The sequence below is a fragment of the Nocardia crassostreae genome (assembly GCF_001613405.1).
Lineage (GTDB): Bacteria > Actinomycetota > Actinomycetes > Mycobacteriales > Mycobacteriaceae > Nocardia > Nocardia crassostreae.
Window position 1 is genome coordinate 226570 of the sequence record NZ_BDCH01000012.1, and the last position, 17377, is coordinate 243946.

23 protein-coding genes and 3 pseudogenes are annotated in these 17377 nt (G+C 66.5%); 12 read left to right on the forward strand and 14 right to left on the reverse strand.

The features are described 5' to 3' along the window. Positions 1 to 55 precede the first annotated feature (55 nt). Entirely contained in the window at positions 56 to 856 is an 801-nt protein-coding gene (locus tag NC4_RS07830; protein WP_369690696.1) for a DUF5984 family protein, read from the reverse strand. On the opposite strand from NC4_RS07830, the gene NC4_RS41490 reads away from it, so the two are divergent. Continuing rightward, positions 740 to 1198 (forward strand): hypothetical protein, encoded by a 459-nt coding sequence (locus NC4_RS41490; protein WP_218021021.1) that lies wholly within the window; start codon positions 740 to 742, stop codon positions 1196 to 1198. The genes NC4_RS07830 and NC4_RS41490 overlap by 117 nt on opposite strands. Positions 1199 to 1401: 203 nt before the next feature. On the opposite strand, the gene NC4_RS42260 is transcribed toward NC4_RS41490, so the two are convergent. From NC4_RS42260 to NC4_RS07845, 3 genes are all read right to left on the reverse strand, one after another. Continuing rightward, positions 1402 to 1959, reverse strand: coding sequence for a hypothetical protein (locus NC4_RS42260; RefSeq protein WP_245721551.1), 558 nt, complete (start codon positions 1957 to 1959; stop codon positions 1402 to 1404). A 175-nt stretch (positions 1960 to 2134) separates the two neighbouring features. Continuing rightward, positions 2135 to 2680: a hypothetical protein gene (locus NC4_RS42265; RefSeq protein WP_245721552.1), complete on the reverse strand. Its 546-nt coding sequence runs from the start codon at positions 2678 to 2680 to the stop codon at positions 2135 to 2137. A 106-nt stretch (positions 2681 to 2786) separates the two neighbouring features. Beyond that, positions 2787 to 3137: a DoxX family protein gene (locus NC4_RS07845; protein ID WP_067534410.1), complete on the reverse strand. Its 351-nt coding sequence runs from the start codon at positions 3135 to 3137 to the stop codon at positions 2787 to 2789. 75 nt (positions 3138 to 3212) lie between these two features. Between NC4_RS07845 and NC4_RS07850 the strand changes: the two genes are divergently transcribed. Continuing rightward, the gene (locus NC4_RS07850) at positions 3213 to 4163 is read left to right on the forward strand and encodes a sigma-70 family RNA polymerase sigma factor (RefSeq protein WP_067534413.1); all 951 of its coding nucleotides are present in this window, start codon (positions 3213 to 3215) and stop codon (positions 4161 to 4163) included. A 15-nt stretch (positions 4164 to 4178) separates the two neighbouring features. Further along, positions 4179 to 4879: pseudogene (locus NC4_RS07855) on the forward strand (alpha/beta fold hydrolase); the annotation flags it as partial. 305 nt (positions 4880 to 5184) lie between these two features. Here the strand turns inward: NC4_RS07855 and NC4_RS07860 are convergent. Continuing rightward, positions 5185 to 5724: pseudogene (locus NC4_RS07860) on the reverse strand (LysR substrate-binding domain-containing protein); the annotation flags it as partial. Beyond that, entirely contained in the window at positions 5643 to 5918 is a 276-nt protein-coding gene (locus tag NC4_RS43845; RefSeq protein ID WP_281186245.1) for a helix-turn-helix domain-containing protein, read from the reverse strand. The gene NC4_RS43845 and the pseudogene NC4_RS07860, both read right to left, overlap by 82 nt. A 131-nt stretch (positions 5919 to 6049) precedes the next feature. Here NC4_RS43845 and NC4_RS07865 point away from each other — a divergent pair, with 131 nt between their 5' ends. Next, positions 6050 to 6361, forward strand: a complete 312-nt coding sequence (locus tag NC4_RS07865; RefSeq protein ID WP_067534416.1) for an EthD family reductase — start codon at positions 6050 to 6052, stop codon at positions 6359 to 6361. Between the two features lie 36 nt (positions 6362 to 6397). Here the strand turns inward: NC4_RS07865 and NC4_RS07870 are convergent, their stop codons facing one another. Further along, the gene (locus NC4_RS07870) at positions 6398 to 7294 is read right to left on the reverse strand and encodes a LysR family transcriptional regulator (RefSeq protein ID WP_218020959.1); all 897 of its coding nucleotides are present in this window, start codon (positions 7292 to 7294) and stop codon (positions 6398 to 6400) included. 48 nt (positions 7295 to 7342) lie between these two features. Between NC4_RS07870 and NC4_RS07875 the strand changes: the two genes are divergently transcribed. Then, complete coding sequence (locus NC4_RS07875) at positions 7343 to 8068, forward strand: SDR family NAD(P)-dependent oxidoreductase (RefSeq protein ID WP_067535931.1); 726 nt, start codon at positions 7343 to 7345, stop codon at positions 8066 to 8068. A 16-nt stretch (positions 8069 to 8084) separates the two neighbouring features. Here NC4_RS07875 and NC4_RS07880 read toward each other — a convergent pair whose 3' ends face one another. Then, entirely contained in the window at positions 8085 to 9026 is a 942-nt protein-coding gene (locus NC4_RS07880; RefSeq protein WP_245721553.1) for an MBL fold metallo-hydrolase, read from the reverse strand. On the opposite strand from NC4_RS07880, the gene NC4_RS07885 reads away from it, so the two are divergent. The 3 genes from NC4_RS07885 (at position 9015) to NC4_RS07895 (ending at position 10650) form a co-directional block, all read left to right on the forward strand. Beyond that, positions 9015 to 9620 (forward strand): helix-turn-helix domain-containing protein, encoded by a 606-nt coding sequence (locus NC4_RS07885; RefSeq protein ID WP_067534422.1) that lies wholly within the window; start codon positions 9015 to 9017, stop codon positions 9618 to 9620. The genes NC4_RS07880 and NC4_RS07885 overlap by 12 nt on opposite strands. A 96-nt stretch (positions 9621 to 9716) precedes the next feature. Continuing rightward, positions 9717 to 10223, forward strand: a complete 507-nt coding sequence (locus tag NC4_RS07890; RefSeq protein WP_245721554.1) for a DUF1772 domain-containing protein — start codon at positions 9717 to 9719, stop codon at positions 10221 to 10223. A gap of 28 nt (positions 10224 to 10251) precedes the next feature. Next, complete coding sequence (locus NC4_RS07895; RefSeq protein WP_067534426.1) at positions 10252 to 10650, forward strand: PPOX class F420-dependent oxidoreductase; 399 nt, start codon at positions 10252 to 10254, stop codon at positions 10648 to 10650. Positions 10651 to 10734: 84 nt separating this feature from the next. Here NC4_RS07895 and NC4_RS07900 read toward each other — a convergent pair whose 3' ends face one another. The 3 genes from NC4_RS07900 to NC4_RS07910 are packed head-to-tail and all read right to left on the reverse strand — an operon-like array spanning position 10735 to position 12457. Continuing rightward, the gene (locus tag NC4_RS07900; protein WP_067534429.1) at positions 10735 to 11043 is read right to left on the reverse strand and encodes a transcriptional regulator; all 309 of its coding nucleotides are present in this window, start codon (positions 11041 to 11043) and stop codon (positions 10735 to 10737) included. Continuing rightward, a complete protein-coding gene (locus tag NC4_RS07905; protein ID WP_067534432.1) occupies positions 11031 to 11474 on the reverse strand; it encodes a hypothetical protein in 444 nt (147 codons plus the stop codon). The genes NC4_RS07900 and NC4_RS07905 overlap by 13 nt, the downstream gene beginning before the upstream one ends. 56 nt (positions 11475 to 11530) lie before the next feature. After that, positions 11531 to 12457: a MerR family transcriptional regulator gene (locus tag NC4_RS07910; RefSeq protein ID WP_067534436.1), complete on the reverse strand. Its 927-nt coding sequence runs from the start codon at positions 12455 to 12457 to the stop codon at positions 11531 to 11533. Positions 12458 to 12535: 78 nt separating this feature from the next. On the opposite strand from NC4_RS07910, the pseudogene acpM reads away from it, so the two are divergent. Continuing rightward, positions 12536 to 12830: pseudogene (gene acpM / locus NC4_RS07915) on the forward strand (meromycolate extension acyl carrier protein AcpM). A 6-nt stretch (positions 12831 to 12836) separates the two neighbouring features. On the opposite strand, the gene NC4_RS07920 reads toward acpM, so the two are convergent. The 3 genes from NC4_RS07920 to NC4_RS07930 form a co-directional block, all read right to left on the reverse strand. Next, on the reverse strand, positions 12837 to 13289 hold the full coding sequence (locus NC4_RS07920) for a DUF1761 family protein (RefSeq protein ID WP_067534439.1): 453 nt from the start codon (positions 13287 to 13289) through the stop codon (positions 12837 to 12839). 167 nt (positions 13290 to 13456) lie between these two features. Next, a complete protein-coding gene (locus NC4_RS07925; RefSeq protein ID WP_245721555.1) occupies positions 13457 to 14047 on the reverse strand; it encodes an LmeA family phospholipid-binding protein in 591 nt (196 codons plus the stop codon). Positions 14048 to 14097: 50 nt separating this feature from the next. Further along, positions 14098 to 14418, reverse strand: coding sequence for a hypothetical protein (locus NC4_RS07930; protein ID WP_157554374.1), 321 nt, complete (start codon positions 14416 to 14418; stop codon positions 14098 to 14100). Between the two features lie 611 nt (positions 14419 to 15029). Between NC4_RS07930 and NC4_RS42270 the strand changes: the two genes are divergently transcribed. From NC4_RS42270 to NC4_RS07945, 3 genes are all read left to right on the forward strand, one after another. After that, on the forward strand, positions 15030 to 15485 hold the full coding sequence (locus NC4_RS42270; protein WP_245721556.1) for a hypothetical protein: 456 nt from the start codon (positions 15030 to 15032) through the stop codon (positions 15483 to 15485). A gap of 40 nt (positions 15486 to 15525) precedes the next feature. Beyond that, a complete protein-coding gene (locus NC4_RS07940) occupies positions 15526 to 16263 on the forward strand; it encodes a MerR family transcriptional regulator (RefSeq protein WP_067534445.1) in 738 nt (245 codons plus the stop codon). Between the two features lie 274 nt (positions 16264 to 16537). Then, the gene (locus tag NC4_RS07945; protein ID WP_245721557.1) at positions 16538 to 17323 is read left to right on the forward strand and encodes a GNAT family N-acetyltransferase; all 786 of its coding nucleotides are present in this window, start codon (positions 16538 to 16540) and stop codon (positions 17321 to 17323) included. Positions 17324 to 17377 lie beyond the last annotated feature (54 nt).

Here is a 17377-nt window from a genome sequence, read left to right on the forward strand (position 1 = left end):
GAGCCGAGGACCTTTGGCGCCAGCCGAATGCGCGCACATCGGCAATAGCGTGCGGTCACACCAGGTGCGGAGCCAGGATCGTCGCGCCCGCACGCACGGCGGCCCAGTCGGTGTCGTGGTGTCGCGCCAGTGCCCGCGGCAACCATGTCCGGCGCTGCGCCTGTTCCCGAAGCAGTGCAGAGATATCGAGCTCGATACCCGGAAGGGCGCCGGTCACCGCCAGGTGGTCCACCCGCTCCTGTATGGCTTGCAGCAGTCGGTGGTCGAAATCGGTTACAGCGGCTACGAATTCCGGGGTGCTGATGGTTCTGCGGCCCGACTGTGGTGCGGAGAATGTGATCTCACCGTCGGGATCGGGGGTGAACCGCCACGCTACGGTGACCGTGTCCTGGGAGCCGAGGGTGCGACACCACCGGAAACCGGGCCCGAATCGAAGGTACGAGGTGTCGGTCCATCGCAGGCTATAGGCCTCCGATGCGGCGGCCGCGGAGTCGTCGAGGACGTCCGGATCGCCAGCATCGACGACCCATTCCTCGGCTTCCGCGGCAAAGAACTTCGCCACATTATCGGGTACCGGTTCGAGAGCCGAAGGCAGCACATCGAGCAGGTCCTCCCATAGCCGGACTACGTAATAGTCCACCCAGGGCGGCTCCGATGCGGGGTTCCCGCGTGTCCGGGTCAGGGTCTGCTCGGTGTATCGGAGCAACTCGACGCCACCGACTTCCAACCCGTACCACCCTTGAGTGAGACCGAACCAATGCAGCGTCGAACGCTCTCCCCACGCGACGACCTCGTCCAGGGGCGCAAGCTCGAACGGGATCCGCATCATGCCCCGATCCAACTGCTCGATCCACATCCTGTCGACCCCACGGGCCGCTCACCACTTCGCTTGCCGCGCATCGAGACAGCGGCGTACGTGCGCGGCCGCGTCGCTCCGGGCGGGATCGATGACGATCTGGTACTCGGAGCTGTCGAACACGTCGACCGTCACCACCGGCATGTCATCCGCGTCGGTGGCGACAATGCGACCATCGATCATCTGATCCAAACCCTCGGCGAACCGCTGGATTCCGGCCCAATCGAAGACAGCGACCCCAGTGTCGACCGCGACGTGGAATTCTGCCCACGTGGCGCCTTCGGGAGGTTGTCCGACGCCCTCGAATTCTTCGAGTTTCCACCGCCAGCTGTTCGCCGGTAACAAGGCGAGAACATCACGCAGAGGTACGAAGGAGTGTCGGTCGGTCCACATGGGGATCGTTTCGACGATCATCGAGCATCCTCACCACAGCGCCTACTGGCCGCTCACACCGGAGCACCTGTTGAAACCGTACTCTCGGGCGATGGCGGTGAGTCCGCCGGAGTTCGTGCGGTCGCTGGTTCGGTCAGCGCGGATCGTTTGTCTCACGACACGTCGAGTCCCGGGTTCAGGGCGATCTCCTCGAGCTGCGCTAACGGCAGAAGGTCGGCGGGGGCGTCGGCGAAGGAGATTTCGATCTGTGTTCCGGACGGGCGGGTGACGGTGACCGTGCGGTCGGTTCGCGGCGTTGACGCCGGTGCCGCACTTCGCTCTTCGTGGGTCTCGACCACAGTCCCGTCCGGCAGCCGCCGCCTCGCGTCGCCGTAGGAGGTATTGGGCTCCTGCGGCAGGGGTTGCTCGGTGCTGATCACGATGGCCAACCGCGATTGCCGGTCGGGCGTGGTTACTTGAACCGCCTGGCACACGCCGCCGCCCCACTCTCCTGGCAGCAGCGCCCCCAATGGCCGGTCCATGGTCACACCGTCGAGCGGGATCTGCGCCAGCACCGCATTCCATCGACTGGCCTGGGCCTGATCGATCACCGCGCCGGATATCCCGAAGGGCAGGCAGATCTCGGGCGGGCTCGATGTTCCAGGCGGAACCGGCGCGCTGATGCGTAGTTCGGGATCGGTCACCAGCGCGACAAGTTCATCGATGGCCAAGGGGACGGCTCGGGGACGGCCGCTGCCATCGGCGGCTTGATCGGTGGCGTTCGCGTAGGCGACGGATCCGTCGGGCAGATAGGCGGTGGCGTCGCGCGTAAGGGTGCGAACGCCCTCGATCTCATACCAGGTGTCATCGGTATCGACGATCGTGCCATCGGGAAGGTGGCGCCGTTCATCGAGTTCGCCTGCGACACACGGTGGAATCGGCTTGGTGCACGCTCACCGACAGCATGCCCTCTCGGTTACCGCGCAGCAGCGTGGCGCTCGCCCTGGTCCAACCGCCGAATTCCTTGTTCTGCGTGGCATCGCCGAGAATCGGCTGGAACACCAGCGAGCGCGTTAGCGGGGCGAAGGCGATCTCGACATCACCGGGCAGCCCATCCTGCAGCGCCCGCGTCATCGCGCCCGCCTTGGGACCGGAGAACCACGGATACGACGGATTATCGTATTCGTAGGTGACGGAGCGAACAATCCCGAACGTTTGCCTTTCCCGCGGAGGTTCTACGACATCGCAACCCGGGATCTGCACCGGAAACGCGACCGGCGGAGTGACATAGGAATTGTGGGCCCGATCTGTGGGCTCCGACGGCTCCGGCTCGAACACCAGCCAGGCGATGGGGTAGGCGGCCGCGACGATTGCGGCGCAGGTCAGACCCACCTTCCATCTGCTCACAGCTGGGGAGGGCCGGGCAGCGTCGTTGTCATCACCGTTCTCCACGTCCGCCATTGTGTCTGCCGGTACCGACATGCTGCACACTCGTCGGCGGACCCCATGCACGCATGCTCTTCGGAATAACAGGGTGTCAAGCGAGGCCGAAACGGCCTCAGGCCACGAAGACGGCCATGGCCAGGTAGAGCACCTCGGCGATGGCCGTCGTCCACAAACCGCGCCGGACCCGCACGATGATCGCCCCGGCGAAGAGCAGGGCGGTTCCGGTCGCCGCCACCGGCACCAGGATCGGTGCGATGTCGAGCACGGCGGGCAGGATCAGCCCTACCGCGCCCAGAAGGTCCACGACCCCAAGCGCTTTGAGGGCGCCGGGGCTGAAATCCTTTGCCCACGCGGCGTAGTCGCCCGCAGCCACGATCTTCTCCTTGGGGATCACCAGCTTGGCGCTGCTGACGAAGAGCACGGCCGCCAGCACTCCGGCCACGATCCACAGAGCGACGTTCATGATTTACTGCCTCCACTATTCATGTCGGAACGGCTTCCTGCTTCTCTGACGGGTGACGGCGAGGAAACCAGACACATGAACGGAAACGAGCTGCTCGCACGGCGTTTCGAGGAGCATCGGAGCCATCTGCGGGCGGTGGCCTACCGGATGCTGGGGTCGCTCAGCGAGGCCGACGACGCCGTGCAGACGACCTGGCTCAAGGCCGCCGGGGCCGACACCGACGACGTCGAGAACCTGGCCGGTTGGTTGGCGACCGTGGTGGGCCGGGTGTGCCTGGATATGCTCAGGTCCCGCGAGTCGCGACGCGAGGATTTCCTCGACGAACACGACGCGGACCTCGGTGCGCGGCCCCGGACCGATCCCGAGGAGGAGGCCCTGCTGGCGGACTCTGTCGGCCTGGCGCTGCTGGTGGTGTTGGACAAGCTCGCGCCGACCGAACGTATCGCCTTCGTCCTGCACGACCTGTTCGCCGTACCGTTCGCCGATATCGCCCCGATCGTCGATCGCAGCGCCGAGACGACGCAGCGGATCGCCAGCCGGGCGCGGCGACGGGTGCGAGGTAACCCCGGATCGAGCAGAGACGACCGGATGCGGCGATACCGCGCCGTCGAGACGTTCCTGCGGGCCGCCCAGAACGGTGAGTTCGAGGCGCTCCTGGCAATGCTCGACCCGGACGCGACCTACCGCGCGGACGAGGCCGCGCGGCTGCTGGGAGCAGGGACCGACCTCGACGGCGGCGGAGTCCTCGCCGCAGCATTCTGCGGAAAGGCGCGGCCTGCCCGCGCGATCATGCTCGACGGTGAGTCGGGCATTGCGCTGGCCCCGAACGGGACGCTGATGCTGGTCATGACCGTGCGATTCGCGGGCGAGCGCATCGCGGAGATCAACGCGGTCGCGGACGACGACCGATTGTCGAGAACAGAACTCACGGTGCCCTGGTCCGAACTCGAGCCATGCCGTTTCGGCGGTACCGAGCGTTGGGCGGCATTAGAGTCGCCACGTCCCGCACCCCCGGGCAGGAGCTAGCGTGGAGTCGTGGCCATGGTGCGAGTCGGCGGTCTGGAGATCGCCTACGACCGGGCTGGCGAGGGGCCGCCCGTGGTGTTCCTGCACAGCGCGGGGGACGACGCCCGCATCTGGCGGCCGCAATTTGACGTGCTCTCAGATGAATTCACCGTCGTGACCTGGGACGAGCCAGGAGCGGGCCGTTCATCCGATATCCCCGAGTCGTTCGGCCTCATGGACTACGCGCACTGTCTCGCCGAGGTCGTGGACTCGTTGCGGCTCGGTCCGGCGCATATCGCCGGTCTCTCCTGGGGCGGCACCCTCGCCTTGGAGTTCTACCGTCGACATCCGCACCTGGTGCGGACATTGATCCTCGCCGACACCTACGCGGACTGGAAGGGCTCCCTTCCCGCGGAGGAGGTACGAGCCCGGGTCGAGGGCGCGCGCCAGATGCTGGCCGCGCCGGGTGGTGAGTTCGTTCCGACCCGCCCGGACTGTTCGCTGGCGAGCCGCCCGCCGCGTACGTACCGCTGCTGGACGCGATGGCGGCCGTCGTGCGCCCGGAGACGATGCGCAAGCAGCTGGCGCTGATGGCCGAGGCCGACCAGCGCGATCTGCTGCCCACCGTGTCGGTGCCCACGCTGTTGCTGTGGGGCGAACAGGATGTGCGCTCGCCACTGGCTGTCGCACGGCCGTTCCAGGACGCGATCCCGCACGCCGAGCTTGTCGTGATTCCCGGCGCGGGACACCTGAGCAACCTGGAACGGCCCGAGGAGTTCAACCGCGCCGTACGCACGTTCTGCCACGCCCGCTCCTGATCCATGGTTCGTGGAAACACCTTCCTGGACTGGCCGTAATGACCGATACAGCGTGTCAGTCCGGCAGCCAGTTCAGTTCGTGCGCCAGGGTTTTGGCGACGGTACGGATACGGCGGTGTAGTGGTGATTGCACGCGTGGGAGGACCAGGTGGATGGTCAAGGGGGGGTGCGCCCTGAAGGGGGCGCCAGGTGAGACCGGCCGGTTGGGTCGTGACTGCGGCTTCACCGGCCGGGGCGAGGGTGAGGCCGTCGTGTAGGTCGCGTTGGGACATATCGAAAGAGACTGCGGGCGTGCGGAATCGGGGGTGTGGGCGGATGTCGCGGAACAGCGCGGACAGCTGGTCGTGGATTACGGGGTTGGCCGTGCGGTCGGGGAGTCGCAGCGGATAGGCGGCCGCATCGGCGATCTCGATCTCCGGGTGTTCGGCCAGCGGATGATGCTCTGCCAATTGGACTCCGATGCGCGCACATCGCAGCAGGAAACGGCGTACGCCGCGACCCGGCTGTTCACCGCGGGTGATCCCCGCGTCGATGCGGCCCTCGGCGACCGCGAGGGAGATCTCCGGTGTCGCCATCGGGAACGCGCCGACCTCGAGTCCGGGGCTGTCGCGAATCAGCCTGTCCACCAGCGCCGGTGCCGTCTCGGTCCCGGCGCTGAGGCTGTATCCGATACGCAGCGTGCCTAGTTCACCGGCCCCCGCCTTCCTGGCGGTGTCCCATGCCCGGTCCAGCGCCGCCAGCGCGGGCGGCGCTGGACCGGGCATGGGACACCGGCCGTGGTCAATACGACGCTGCGCGTGTTGCGAACCAGCAGGCTCGTACCGAGTTCGGTCTCCAATCGGCGCATCCGGGCGCTGAGCGCGGGCTGCGCGATACCGATCCGTTCCGCCGCGCGGGTGAAGTTCAACTCCTGCGCCAGCACCAGAAAGTACCGCAGGCTCACCGTATCCGGCGCCACATGCCCTCCCTGCCGATTGATAACGATCCGTTCTGAGCCTATCGCGTCTCGGTCTTTCCCTCGACCGCATATCGCGCCCTAACCTGCACATATGACGATTCAACCGACCGCGGTGGATGCAGGAGGCAGTCATGCATAAGCTGCTGGTCCTCTATCCCGAGCCCACCGACCCCGACCACTTCCGCGACTACTACGTGACCAAACACCTTCCACTGGTCAGGGAGTGGCCCGGCCTGATCGCGTGGCGCTACAGCTTCGACGTGGCGGCCCTCAACGGAGAAGCGCCGTATTTCGCGGTCTTCGAAGGCGACTTCGCCGACGCCGACGCCCTGGCCGCGGCGCAGGCGTCGGAACACGGCCAGCGGCTGGCCGCCGATGTCGCCAACTACGCCACCGGCGGTGTGGTCGTCATCCACTATCCGGTGCAGGACGGCACCGACTGAGGCAGGACGGTGCACGGGATGCGCGGATGTCGTCGGCTAGAGGCGTATCGCCGTGCGGACGAGGTCGGCGATGGGTTTGGATCTGCTGTGCGGGGGCCAGGCGATGACGGTCGTGACGGCCGGTGCGTCCGGCACCGGCACGATGGCGTGATCGTCGCGTAGTTGGGCTCGGAGCGATTCGGGCATGACCGCGCAGGCCCGGCCGAGCCTGATCAGCTGGGTCAGCTGGGTGTGGTCGCGAACCCGGGGGCCGGGCCCGTCCGGATAGCTTCCGTCCGGTCGGGGCCAGCGCGGCAGGGGCAGGTCCGCCAGGGCGTCGACCTCGGCCATCGATATGTGGGGCCGGTCGGCGAAGGGATGTCCGGCGGGCAGGACCACGATCTGCTGTTCGGTGTGCAGGTCCTCGGTGTCGAATCCAGCTGTCGTGTCGTAGGGCCGGTGGAGCAGAGCTACGTCGGCACGCCCGTTGCGTAGCAGGTTTTCCGGTTCGCCGGGACCGCACAGCATCACCTCGACCGCGACGGCGCCGGGCTCGGCGGCATAGGCGTCCAGCAGCTTCGACAGCAGTTCGCTGGACGCTCCCGCCTTGATGGCCAGCACCACGCCGGGCCGGTCGGCCGCGGCGCGGCGGGTGCGGCGCTCGGCGGCTTCGACCGCTTCGAGGGCGAGGCGGGCCTCCCGCAGTAGCACCGCCCCGGCCTCGGTCAATGTGATCGCACGGAAATTGCGGTGTAGCAGAACGACTCCGAGCCGCCGTTCCAGCTGCTGGATCGCCCGCGACAGCGGTGGTTGCGCCATCGAGAGCCGTTGTGCCGCCCGCCCGAAGTGCAATTCCTCGGCGACGGCGACGAAGTATCGCAACTCCCGCGTCTCCACCGGGGCATCGTATCCGGCGCTCACCACGGCCGATACCCGTGCGGTATCGGCGCCCACCCGATCGGTCTTGGCATCCTCATCCGGGTCCGCAGCATGATCGACGGCATGAGTGAACCGACGATCGCGCTGGTGACCGGCGCGAACAAAGGAATCGGATACGAGATCGCGGCGGGCCTGGGCGCCCTCGGCTGGCGAATCGGTGTGGGCGCGAGGGATCGACGACGCCGCGAGACCGCGGTGGAGAAGTTGCGCGCGGACGGGACCGATGCGTTCGGCGTGCCGCTCGACGTCGACGACGACGCGAGTGTCGCCGCCGCGGCCGAGCTCATCGCCGACCATGCCGGAGGGCTCGACGTCCTGGTCAACAATGCCGCGATCACCGGCGGTTCGCCGCAGACACCCACCACGATCGATCCCGCGACCGTGCGAACTGTGGTGGAAACCAACGTGATCGGCGTCATCCGGGTCACCAATGCGATGCTGCCCATGCTGCGCGGCTCGGCCGCACCGCGCATTGTCAACATGTCCAGCAGCGTGGGCTCGCTCGCCCTGCACACGACGCTCGGCATCGACATGGGTCCGATTCCCATGGCGTACCTGGCGTCGAAGACATTCCTCAACGCCGTCACCATCCAATACGCAAAGGAGTTGAGCGACACCAACATCCTGATCAACTCGGGCTGCCCCGGTTTCACCGCCACCGACCTCAACGGTTTCCGGGGCATCCGCACACCACAGCAGGGGGCGGCGATCGCGATTCACCTCGCGACCCTGCCCGCCGACGGACCGACCGGCGGATTCTTCGACGATGCCGGAACCGTGCCCTGGTGAGGTGAAATCTGCTGGATCAGCCGATCGGTAGTGAGAGGTATTGCAGCGCATAACCGTTGCCGGAGGGGGTTACGCGGGCGATGCCGGGCGAATCGAGGTGGGCCCCGGCTACGAAGTGGTGCGGTCGGGTCAGTTGTTCGAGGAGGGCCGCTCGCGCGGCGCGGGCCTGGGATTGATTGCCGTCGAACTCCCAGGACACGTTCGGCTGATCGAATTGGAGCGTGGGAACGTGCACGGTGTCGCCCCAGACGAGAAGGTGGCCGTTACCGCTTCTGATGTCGTAGACGGTGTGACCGGGTGTGTGGCCGGGTGTCGGGATCGCGGTGGTCCAGTCGTTGATCGCGACCTGCTCCGATACGGGTACGACCCGGTCGCGGATCGGCTCGAGTCGCCCGGTGAACACTGCGGTGTCGCCCGCGCCGATCCACACCCGCTCGAGTTCGGTGAACGCCTCTGAACCGTTCGGTGCGATCAAGCCGCTCACGTGGTCCTCGTGGTTGTGGGTGATGGCCACATTGGTGATACTCGCGCGATCGATTCCCGCTTCGTCGAGCGCGTCGTAGATCAATCCCATGGTGGGGTCATGCCAATTGTCGGACGCGCCGGTATCGATGAGAACCGAACGCGTGCCGTCGGTGACGTGGAAGGCATTGACCGACAGCCGCAGGTTGTCACCGACCAGCGGCACGACCGCCGGTAACTCGTCGAACGGGCACCCTTCCTCGTCGCGAAGCCGTGTCGGCGGCATGTCGATGTACCCGTCTCGCAACGAGATCACTTGCAGCTCACCGAATTCGAACACGGCGTGGTGTCGGCCGCTCGAGATCAAACGCATGGAACCTCCATCGTGTCGGACGCACATCGCGCGTCCCCGATAGAAGACCGTATCTTCTTTAGGAGAAAAGTACACTGCGAGCGGCGAAATACCCATCGATCGAGGAGCACGGTGGTCGAGCAAGACGAGAGCGCGACCGAACAACACGGCGACGACCTGGCCGGTGCGTTCGGCGTCAATGTGCGGCGCCGCCGTGAGCAGGCGGGGCTGACGTTGGAGCAGCTGTCCACCCGCTCGTCGGTCAGCCGGGCGATGCTGTCCAAGGTCGAACGCGGTGAGAAGAGCCCGACGATCGGCGTCGCATCCAGAATCGCCCACGCCCTCGACGCGTCCCTCTCGGACCTGATCGGTGGGCCGGGCGGGCCCGCATCCGGTGTGGCCGTCGTCATGCGCAAGAACGACCCCCCCGTTTTCCGTGACCCGGAAACCGGTTTCGAGCGCCACATGGTCTCGGCCGCCCCCGGCGCGGGAGGACCCGAAATGGTCGTCCACTACCTCCCCGCCCAAGTCTCGACGGGCCTGCTCCCCGCATACCCGCCGGGCACGGAGAAACAACTCGTAGTACTCGACGGCACCCTCACCGTCGCAATCGGCGGAATCATCGAAACCCTGAACCCGGGCGACTCTGCGTTCCTCCAAGCCGACGCGGACCACGGCTTCGCCAACCGAACGAACGATCCCTGCGAATACATCATGGTCATCTCACGCCGAGCCTGATCGGACTCTGCTCCTCGTCTGGCGCCCGGTGTTCTGAAATCTAGCAACGCTAGACAAGCTAGCGGTGTTATGTTACCGTTGCTCCATCGTCTAGCTATGCTAGATTTCAAGAAGAGGGAAACCGAAATGCTCGTTGTCGCCGGACAGATCATTGCCGCCACTGCCGTTCTCGCCAATGCCGTGGTCTACGGCACCGACGTCTCCTGCGCCGTGATCACACGGTCGGTCTACCGCAAGCTCGACGACGCGGCCGTGACCATGAGTGCGGGGTGGGGGCACTACTACGGGGACAGGCGTATGCCGATCGTCGGTGTGAGCGGTGTGGTCGTCGCGGTGCTCACGCTGCTGATTGCGTTGGGGGCCGGGCAGGTTGGGGCCGCTGTCGCGGCGGGGATCGCGGTGACGGCGCTGGTGGCCTGGCTCGCCTTCTATGTTCGCATTGCCAAGCCGATCAATACGCAGCAGACGGCTGCCGCGCGGAGCGGCATCATTCCGCCCAATGCCCGTGCGCTGCAGGACAAGTGGGACAGCATTCTGAAGTACCGGATCACCCTGCAGTTCATCGCCATCGCCGGATTGTGCGCCGCGCTCATCCTGTTCTGATTTTCGAATTCACCGAGGAGTAAACGACATGACCTTCACCATCAATGAACAGCAGTTCCTCGCCGAGGCCGGAATCGGCCGATTGGCCACGGTGTCGCCCGACGGTGTTGTGCAGAACAATCCGACCAGCTACCGGGTGAACGCCGACGGCACGATCGACATCGGGGGCATGCGGATGCGTACCAGCCGCAAATACCGCAATGTCGAAGCGGGCAGCCGCGTGTCGTTCGTCATCGACCAGCAGGTCTCACTGGAGCCGTACGTGATTCGCGGTATCGAGATACGCGGCACGGCCGAAGCGCTCGATGACGAGCAGCCGCCGTTCCCGCACCAGGAACGCACGGTCATCCGAATCCGCCCCGACCGAGTCATCTCCTGGGGCATCGACGGAGACTCCTTCGACTTCACCAGTCGCGGCGTCGAATAGTCAGGCAGCGTGCGTGATTCGCGGCGATGACCGAGCGCCCCACCCGGAGATTCGGGTGGGGCGCTGTCGTTTGTGGATGGGAACTCAGATTCCCTGATTCGAGCTCTCTCGCGCAGCTCGCGTGAGCGCGGCGAGTGCGCTCAGGTGCTCGTGGTAGGCGACGCGACCGCTATCGGTCAGTGCGAGCCAGGTTTTCGGCCTTCTCCCGGCATAGCCCTTGCGGATCGTGAGATACCCGCCGTCCTCGAGAACGGTCATGGCTTTCGACAGTGTGGACTTGTTCAGATCGCACAGTCGGGTGATCGTTCCGAATTCGGCTTCGCGGCAACCTTCCAGGAACGCAACCAGTTTCAGGCGTGGCAGGGAGCCGAGCAGCTCGCTCAGTTCGGGCATGCGCGGGCTCGCTGACGTGCGAAACCGAACCACGGTATGCCACCGACGATTACGCCGAACAGGATGTTCAGCCACCCGTGCGCGAAGTCGATCAACATACAGGCGGCCAGCGGTGGCAGTACGTAGAGCAGGAATCGCTGCCATCGTCGCGTGGGTTCGTCCGCCGGTGATCGCGGGATGACGCCTCGACTCCTTTGCGTGCGCCACACCCAAGCCATCATGACCAGAAATATGGCGAACACTCCGTACCCGCTGCACAAGAACCCGCTGCCGTCGTCGGCGTTGCCCAACCCGACCAAGGCCACCGCGCCACCGCCCAAGACTCCCGCCGCCGGTGGCACCCAGCCGGGCATGAACGCCGCGCGCCGCGCGCGCAGCGTGGCGGACGAAGTGATATCCAGCAGGTCCTGTGCCGTCGGTGCATCGCTCACAAACGTCACCCTACGCCAACAGGTTTCCATCCATCAACTAGTTGACTGCCCGTGCATCAGTGGGGGCTGGTGGAGTGGATCAGGGCGTTGTACAGCCAGTCGTGGGCTCGGCCGATGGTGACGCGCGGGCCGAAGAAGCGTTCGGTCAAGGTCCAATAGCGGTGGATTCGGCGGTCGGAATCGGTTGCATTAGTCAGCAACTGCCTGCGGAAGCGCGGGGAATCGCGTTGTCCTCGTGCGTGCGCGTGGGCTTCGACGAAACGGTCGAGTTCGCTTCCGGGGCGTGGGCTCACACCTTCCGATACGAGCGGCACGACGTAGGTCATGACGTTGCCCATAGCGGCGTACAGCTCTCGAGGGTCCCGGATCAGATCCGGTCGACAACGCCAGCATTGCTGCCGCACAGTGCTGCTCAGACCGGGGTCGTTCACCAGCGCGACCAACTCGGCATAGGCGACCACCTCGTCGACGGATGGATCGGCGGGTGGCTCGGGGACATTCCAGCCGACCCACATATCGCTGTCGCCGCGCGGTATCGGCGCGAGAATGCGCCGCCAGAACCGTGCGAGGTAATCGTGCACGGCATCGGCGTCCTGTGCGGCTGCCAGCAGAGCGAGTCGCTCGGCCCGCTGAGCGGGGGCGGCCGTCTCGAGGGCGCGCAGTGATGCCCGCCGCCATGCCAACGATCGGAATTCGATATCGAGCCGGGCACTTTCGGCGGCAATGGCCTCGGTTATCGACCACTTTTCCTGCAGCACTGCGGTGATCGATTCCAGTCCGAGGCCGAGCGTGCGCAATCGCCGGACCACCAGGAGTCGTTCGGTAGCGGTGTCGGCGTCGAACAGTCGATGCCCGCCCGGGCTGCGCTGGGCTTCCAGAATGCCTTCGTCGCAGTAGAACCGGATCGTGCGCACCGCAAGTCCGGTGTGGCGGGCCAATTCTCCGATGCTCAGCAGTGCAACGGGATTCGTGTCCTCTGTCACAAACTCTTGAACCTCCACCCCACTGGAACTCTTAGCGTACTGGCACTGACGTCCGACACCGACAGAGGAGAGTGTTTCGTGGCTACCACGCAAGAAGAGATCGTCGCCGGTTGCGGAGATCATCGAGGAGGTTACGGGGATCGATGCCGCGGAGGTGGTGCCGGAGAAGTCTTTTGCCGACGATCTGGAGATCGACTCCTTGTCGCTGGTGGAGATCGCTGTGCAGTTGGAGGACAAGTACAGCGTGAAGGTGCCGGACGAGGACCTTGCGAGCCTGAGAACCGTGGGTGACGCGGTTGCCTATGTTCAGAAGATGGAGGCCGAGGAGCCGGAGCTCGCTGCCGAGATGGAGGCGAGATATGGCGGCTCGTGATCGGGTTCAGGGTTGGGTGGCGCGGGGTTCGATGCGGAGCAGGGTGATTGTCAGGGCGCAGAGGGTCCAGGCGACGACCAGGCCGGAGGCGTTGATGAGGAAGAGGGTCCAGCTGTGGGCGGGGAGGATTACGAGGTCGTAGGAGTAGACGGTGGCGCCGAGGAGGGTGGCGGCTGCGGCGACTGTGGTGGTGGCGCGCAGGGGGGTTGGCCATCCGCGCCAGCGGAGTAGGACGGCTACGCCGATTGCTTGGATGACTGTGAGCAGGATTCCGGCGGGGTACCACAGGCCGAGGCTTTCGCCGTCCACGTCGGCTTCGGTCACGCCCATCAGGGGCTGCCAGGTGTCACGGAAGACGGCGGCGAACCACATGAACATGGTGACCAGCAGTAGGAAGCCGCCTGCGACGAAGCCGACTACGGGGATTCCGAAAACGGAGAAGGACAGGATCTTGCGCACGACGCGCCTCCCGAATTGTGATGTGCGACACCGATGAATCCACGATATCCGGGACTGTTCCGTGCTGCCGCCGAGTGAATCGGCGGCTGGTCACGGCAGGTTGGAGAAGCGGACTTCGTGGGCGACCGCGGTGACGATCAGGCCGTCGGCCGCGGGGGTGATGGATGTCAGGCGCGCGCCGAGGGGGAGCTGCTGGAGCGGGATGGTGAAGGTGAGGGTTTCGCGGAGGAAGGCCAAGGGGATTGTGAGGCCGCCTCCTGCGGTTCGGACCGAGACCGGAGTGACCTCGATGCCGGTATCGGCGGGACCGAGATGCCCTGCACCGGAAAGGTTCCGGTGACACTGAGGCCGTCCGGGCTGTTGGAGATCGACTCCACTTCGGGTGGGGCGTAACCCTTCACGGTGTCGTACGGAACCAGGGCCGTGGCGGTTGCGGTGGCCGCCACCAGATTCGAGGTGCGGGCGGCCAGCACATCGCTCAGCGGGGCCGAGACGTCGGTGAGAGTGACGTCGAGGTCGCGGACGGAGATGTTCTGCTCGGTCCACTCCCCGACGCGAATATCGACGGTCGGATATTCGCCAGCGACGGCCTGGGTCAGAAATGGGAAACCGCCTATGGTGACGCTCGGATCGTGCGGGAGCGCGTATTCCGCGGCGATCTTGCGGGCGATCTCGTTCTGCGTGAACGTGACCGCGACACGGTCGCCGACAACCAGCGCAATCCCCAGTAGGACGATCAATATCAGCAGTGTGCGCATGCACTCACCAGCTTTGCCATCCCACCATCATGCCGACCGGGTTGGCGGGCCTACAGGTTCGAATGCTCGAAGCGGGGCGTTTCGCTCGGCGTGGGCGCGATCCGCGGGACCGGAATAGTGACCCCGGGGAGAATCTCGATATAGGTTGTCTCGATCTTCGGCGGCGGGAGAGTAGGGCCGGGATTCGGCGCGAACGACGGGGCAGGAGTCGTCGTCGCCATCGCCGTCGTCGTGGATGGTGTGGGCGGCGGCGCGGGGACGGCGGTCGGGGTGGGGCTGCAGCCGGTGAGCGCGACGGTGAATGTCGCTGCGGCCAGTGCGATGACCACGCCGTGTGTCGGTCCATGCTGGCCGGGGGTCCTCGACGGCATCTGCACTCCTGGTTCAGTTCGGGGCAGCTGCGAGCCTACGAATCGGGGCGCATGTGGGCAAAGGCTGTGACCTGCGGGTTGATCGGGAAATGAGCGAGCGGCGGCGAATGTTCGGGTGAAAGGGGTTGACCTTGACGCAGCGTCAGGGTTGCAGGCTTGTCGCATGACGAACAACAGCATGTCCGCGGATCGGCTCGCACCGCCGATCGGCGGGTTCCAGGAGGTCGACGGGCGGCGTATCTTCGTGCATCGGTCGGGCGGCGTGGGACCGGCGGTGGTGTTCCTGCCGGGGGCGAGTGCGGTCGGGCTGGACTATTTCGCTGTCCAGCAACAGGTTTCGCAGTTCACCACCGCCGTCGTGTACGACCGGGGTGGTACGGGGTTCAGCGATACCGTCGAACTGCCGCGCACGGCGGCCGCGGTCGCCACGGAACTGCGTGAGCTGCTGCGGGCGCAGCACATCCCCGCCCCGTATGTGCTCGCGCCGCACTCCCTTGGCGGCCTCTACGCGCACCGGTTCGCGCAGCTGTATCTGCGCGAGGTGGCCGGACTGGTCTGGTTGGACGGCCTGCACCGCGATTGGGACGAGTTCATGCCCCCCCGCACTGCGATTGGCCGCGGCCGAGCAGATGCCGCCGCGGCTGGAGCAGCTCGAAGAGCTGGGCCCGGTCCTGCACGCCGTGCACGCCGAGTTGCTCGCGGACTATCCGGAGCACATCCGACGGACGCTGCTCGAGGCCAAGACGACTGCGGAATGGATCCGCTTCGGCATAGCGGAGCGCAGCACCCTGACCGGGCTGGCCGCCGAACTGAAGGCCGGACCCGACCTGCCCGATGTTCCGCTCATCGCGCTCAGCGCGCTGGGCGCGGATCCGTCCCAACCGGCCGAGACGCTGCGGGCCGTGCACGAGGCCCGGCGGCGCATGGACGCGGCCGTGGCGCGCGCGGTCTCGCACGGGGAACAGCGCATTCTCACCGATACCTTCCACCACCGGCTCTGCTTCGACCGCCCCGATGCCGTGGTCCGGGCGATCCGCGACGTCCTCGACCGTGTGGCCCGCCCCTAGACTCGGGGCGATCACGTTCGACGACGATCCGAGGAGGACAGTGCTCACGATCGGGCAGCTGGCGGCGACCGCCGGGGTGACCGTGCGCGCCGTCCGCCACTACCACCAGGTCGGCCTGCTGCCCGAGCCCGAACGCGATGCCTCCGGCTATCGCCGCTACAGCGCCCAGGCGGCGGTGGATCTCATCCGGATCAGAACGCTCGCCGACGCCGGTGTCCCGCTGTCCCGCATCGACGCGCTACTGCACGCGCACCCGGCCGAATTCGCCGCGGCGCTCACCGATATCGACGCGGAACTACAGCGCAAGATCGACCAGCTAGCCGAATACCGCACCCGGATAGCCGAATTGGCCGGTGGCGAACGCCTCGTCCTGCCACCCGCCGTGGTCGCCGTCCTGGACCGCATGCGCGGCCTCGGCATCAGCGAACAACGCATCCGCCTCGAGCGCGATTCATGGATCCTGTTGCGCGCCTTGGAACCCAACTCCATACCCCGCCGAATCCTGGAGAAAAACGCCGAACTGGATGACCCGGAGACCGCCCGCCTGATGCTCGCCTGCGATCGATCGGTCGACTGGGATCCGGCCGACCCCCGCCTGGACCGCCTCATCGACGACCTGGACGCCTGGGAAATCGCCCACGAACGCGACAACCCCCCCGCCCCCCGAAAACTGGTCTCCGCCCACATCTCCGACACCTCACCGGCATGGCACCGCATCATCGAAACGCTGACCCACCGCGCCGAGCAACGCCGCGCCGACCGGAGCCCTCCGGACTGATAGCCCCAGCAGACTCGTCCCCCCGGGACCGGCGGCCCACAGTGGTGGCGTCCCTCGTTGTCGCCCCCGAACATCTGCGCGCCGATGATGCGCGCGATGGGGTCGAGCGGCTCGGTGCCGAGCACTCACGGCTCGAGCAGGTGCCCACGTCGGCGGCATGTTTTCGGGTGTGCCGCGACACGCGGCGGTGGCGCGGGAAATTTGCGCGCAGCCTGCATTGCTGTGCGCTGGTGTTCCGCTATCGTTCATCCCACTATCGGATGCTGCTACTGGCGTGCCAGGGCTGGTTTCGTCGATTCCGGAGTGGGTGACCGGGGCGGCGCTGCCTGACGCGGGCCTCGACCGTTTCGTGAAAGTTCGAGGGAACGTGCCCGTACCCATTACTCTGACCGGCCGCCTGGTGCGGCTGGAACCCCTTGTGCCGCAGCATGCTTCGGGGCTCGCGGCGGCTGCCGAGGGGAATCGGGACGATTATGCGTTCACGCCCGTACCGCACGGGGTGGACGAGGCGCTGGACTATGTGGCGCAGGCGCTGGCGGGGCATGCGGCGGGTACCTCCCTGGCCTTCGCGATCATCGCGATGGCCAGCGGACGGGTGCTCGGATCGACGCGGTTCACGCGGTTCGACTACTGGCAGGGACCCGTGGTGTGGCCGCTGGTACACGGGCTCCCACCTGGGGATCCGCTACTGGCCGTGCCGGATGCCGCCGAGATCGGCAATACCTGGCTGTCGCCGCAGGCGCGCGGCGTCGGGATCAACCTGGAGTCCAAACTGCTCATGCTGCAGCACGCCTTCGACAGCTGGCGGGTGCGGCGCATCGCCATGCGGGCCGATGTGCGGAACCTACGCTCCCGCATGGCAATCGAGCGTCTCGGCGCCACCAGCGACGGGGTGCGGCGGGCCCACTCGCGCGGCCTGGACGGCGATGTGCGCTGTACGGCCTTCTACTCGATCCTGGACGAGGAGTGGCCCGCCGTGCGGGCGACCATCGCGGGGCAGCTCACCACGCGCACGCGGCTGGTCGACGCCATGGGCGCCGGACCGCTGATCGACGCCTAGCGGGCGGGTGCCGGGCGGTTGCCCGGTGGTGTGCCGAGCGGTTGCCGCGCGCGT

Excerpts from the sequence above, each read along its gene's own strand:
- NC4_RS07845 (WP_067534410.1), bottom strand. The coding sequence starts at position 3,137 with ATGAACGTCGCTCTGTGGATCGTGGCCGGAGTGCTGGCGGCCGTGCTC.
- NC4_RS07900 (WP_067534429.1), bottom strand. The coding sequence starts at position 11,043 with ATGCCCGAACTGAGCGAGCTGCTCGGCTCCCTGCCACGCCTGAAACTG.
- NC4_RS07890 (WP_245721554.1), top strand. The coding sequence starts at position 9,717 with ATGCTAGATTTCAAGAAGAGGGAAACCGAAATGCTCGTTGTCGCCGGA.
- NC4_RS07830 (WP_369690696.1), bottom strand. The coding sequence starts at position 856 with ATGTGGATCGAGCAGTTGGATCGGGGCATGATGCGGATCCCGTTCGAG.
- NC4_RS07930 (WP_157554374.1), bottom strand. The coding sequence starts at position 14,418 with ATGCCGTCGAGGACCCCCGGCCAGCATGGACCGACACACGGCGTGGTC.
- NC4_RS07850 (WP_067534413.1), top strand. The coding sequence starts at position 3,213 with ATGAACGGAAACGAGCTGCTCGCACGGCGTTTCGAGGAGCATCGGAGC.
- NC4_RS07875 (WP_067535931.1), top strand. The coding sequence starts at position 7,343 with ATGAGTGAACCGACGATCGCGCTGGTGACCGGCGCGAACAAAGGAATC.
- NC4_RS07895 (WP_067534426.1), top strand. The coding sequence starts at position 10,252 with ATGACCTTCACCATCAATGAACAGCAGTTCCTCGCCGAGGCCGGAATC.
- NC4_RS07925 (WP_245721555.1), bottom strand. The coding sequence starts at position 14,047 with ATGCGCACACTGCTGATATTGATCGTCCTACTGGGGATTGCGCTGGTT.
- NC4_RS07865 (WP_067534416.1), top strand. The coding sequence starts at position 6,050 with ATGCATAAGCTGCTGGTCCTCTATCCCGAGCCCACCGACCCCGACCAC.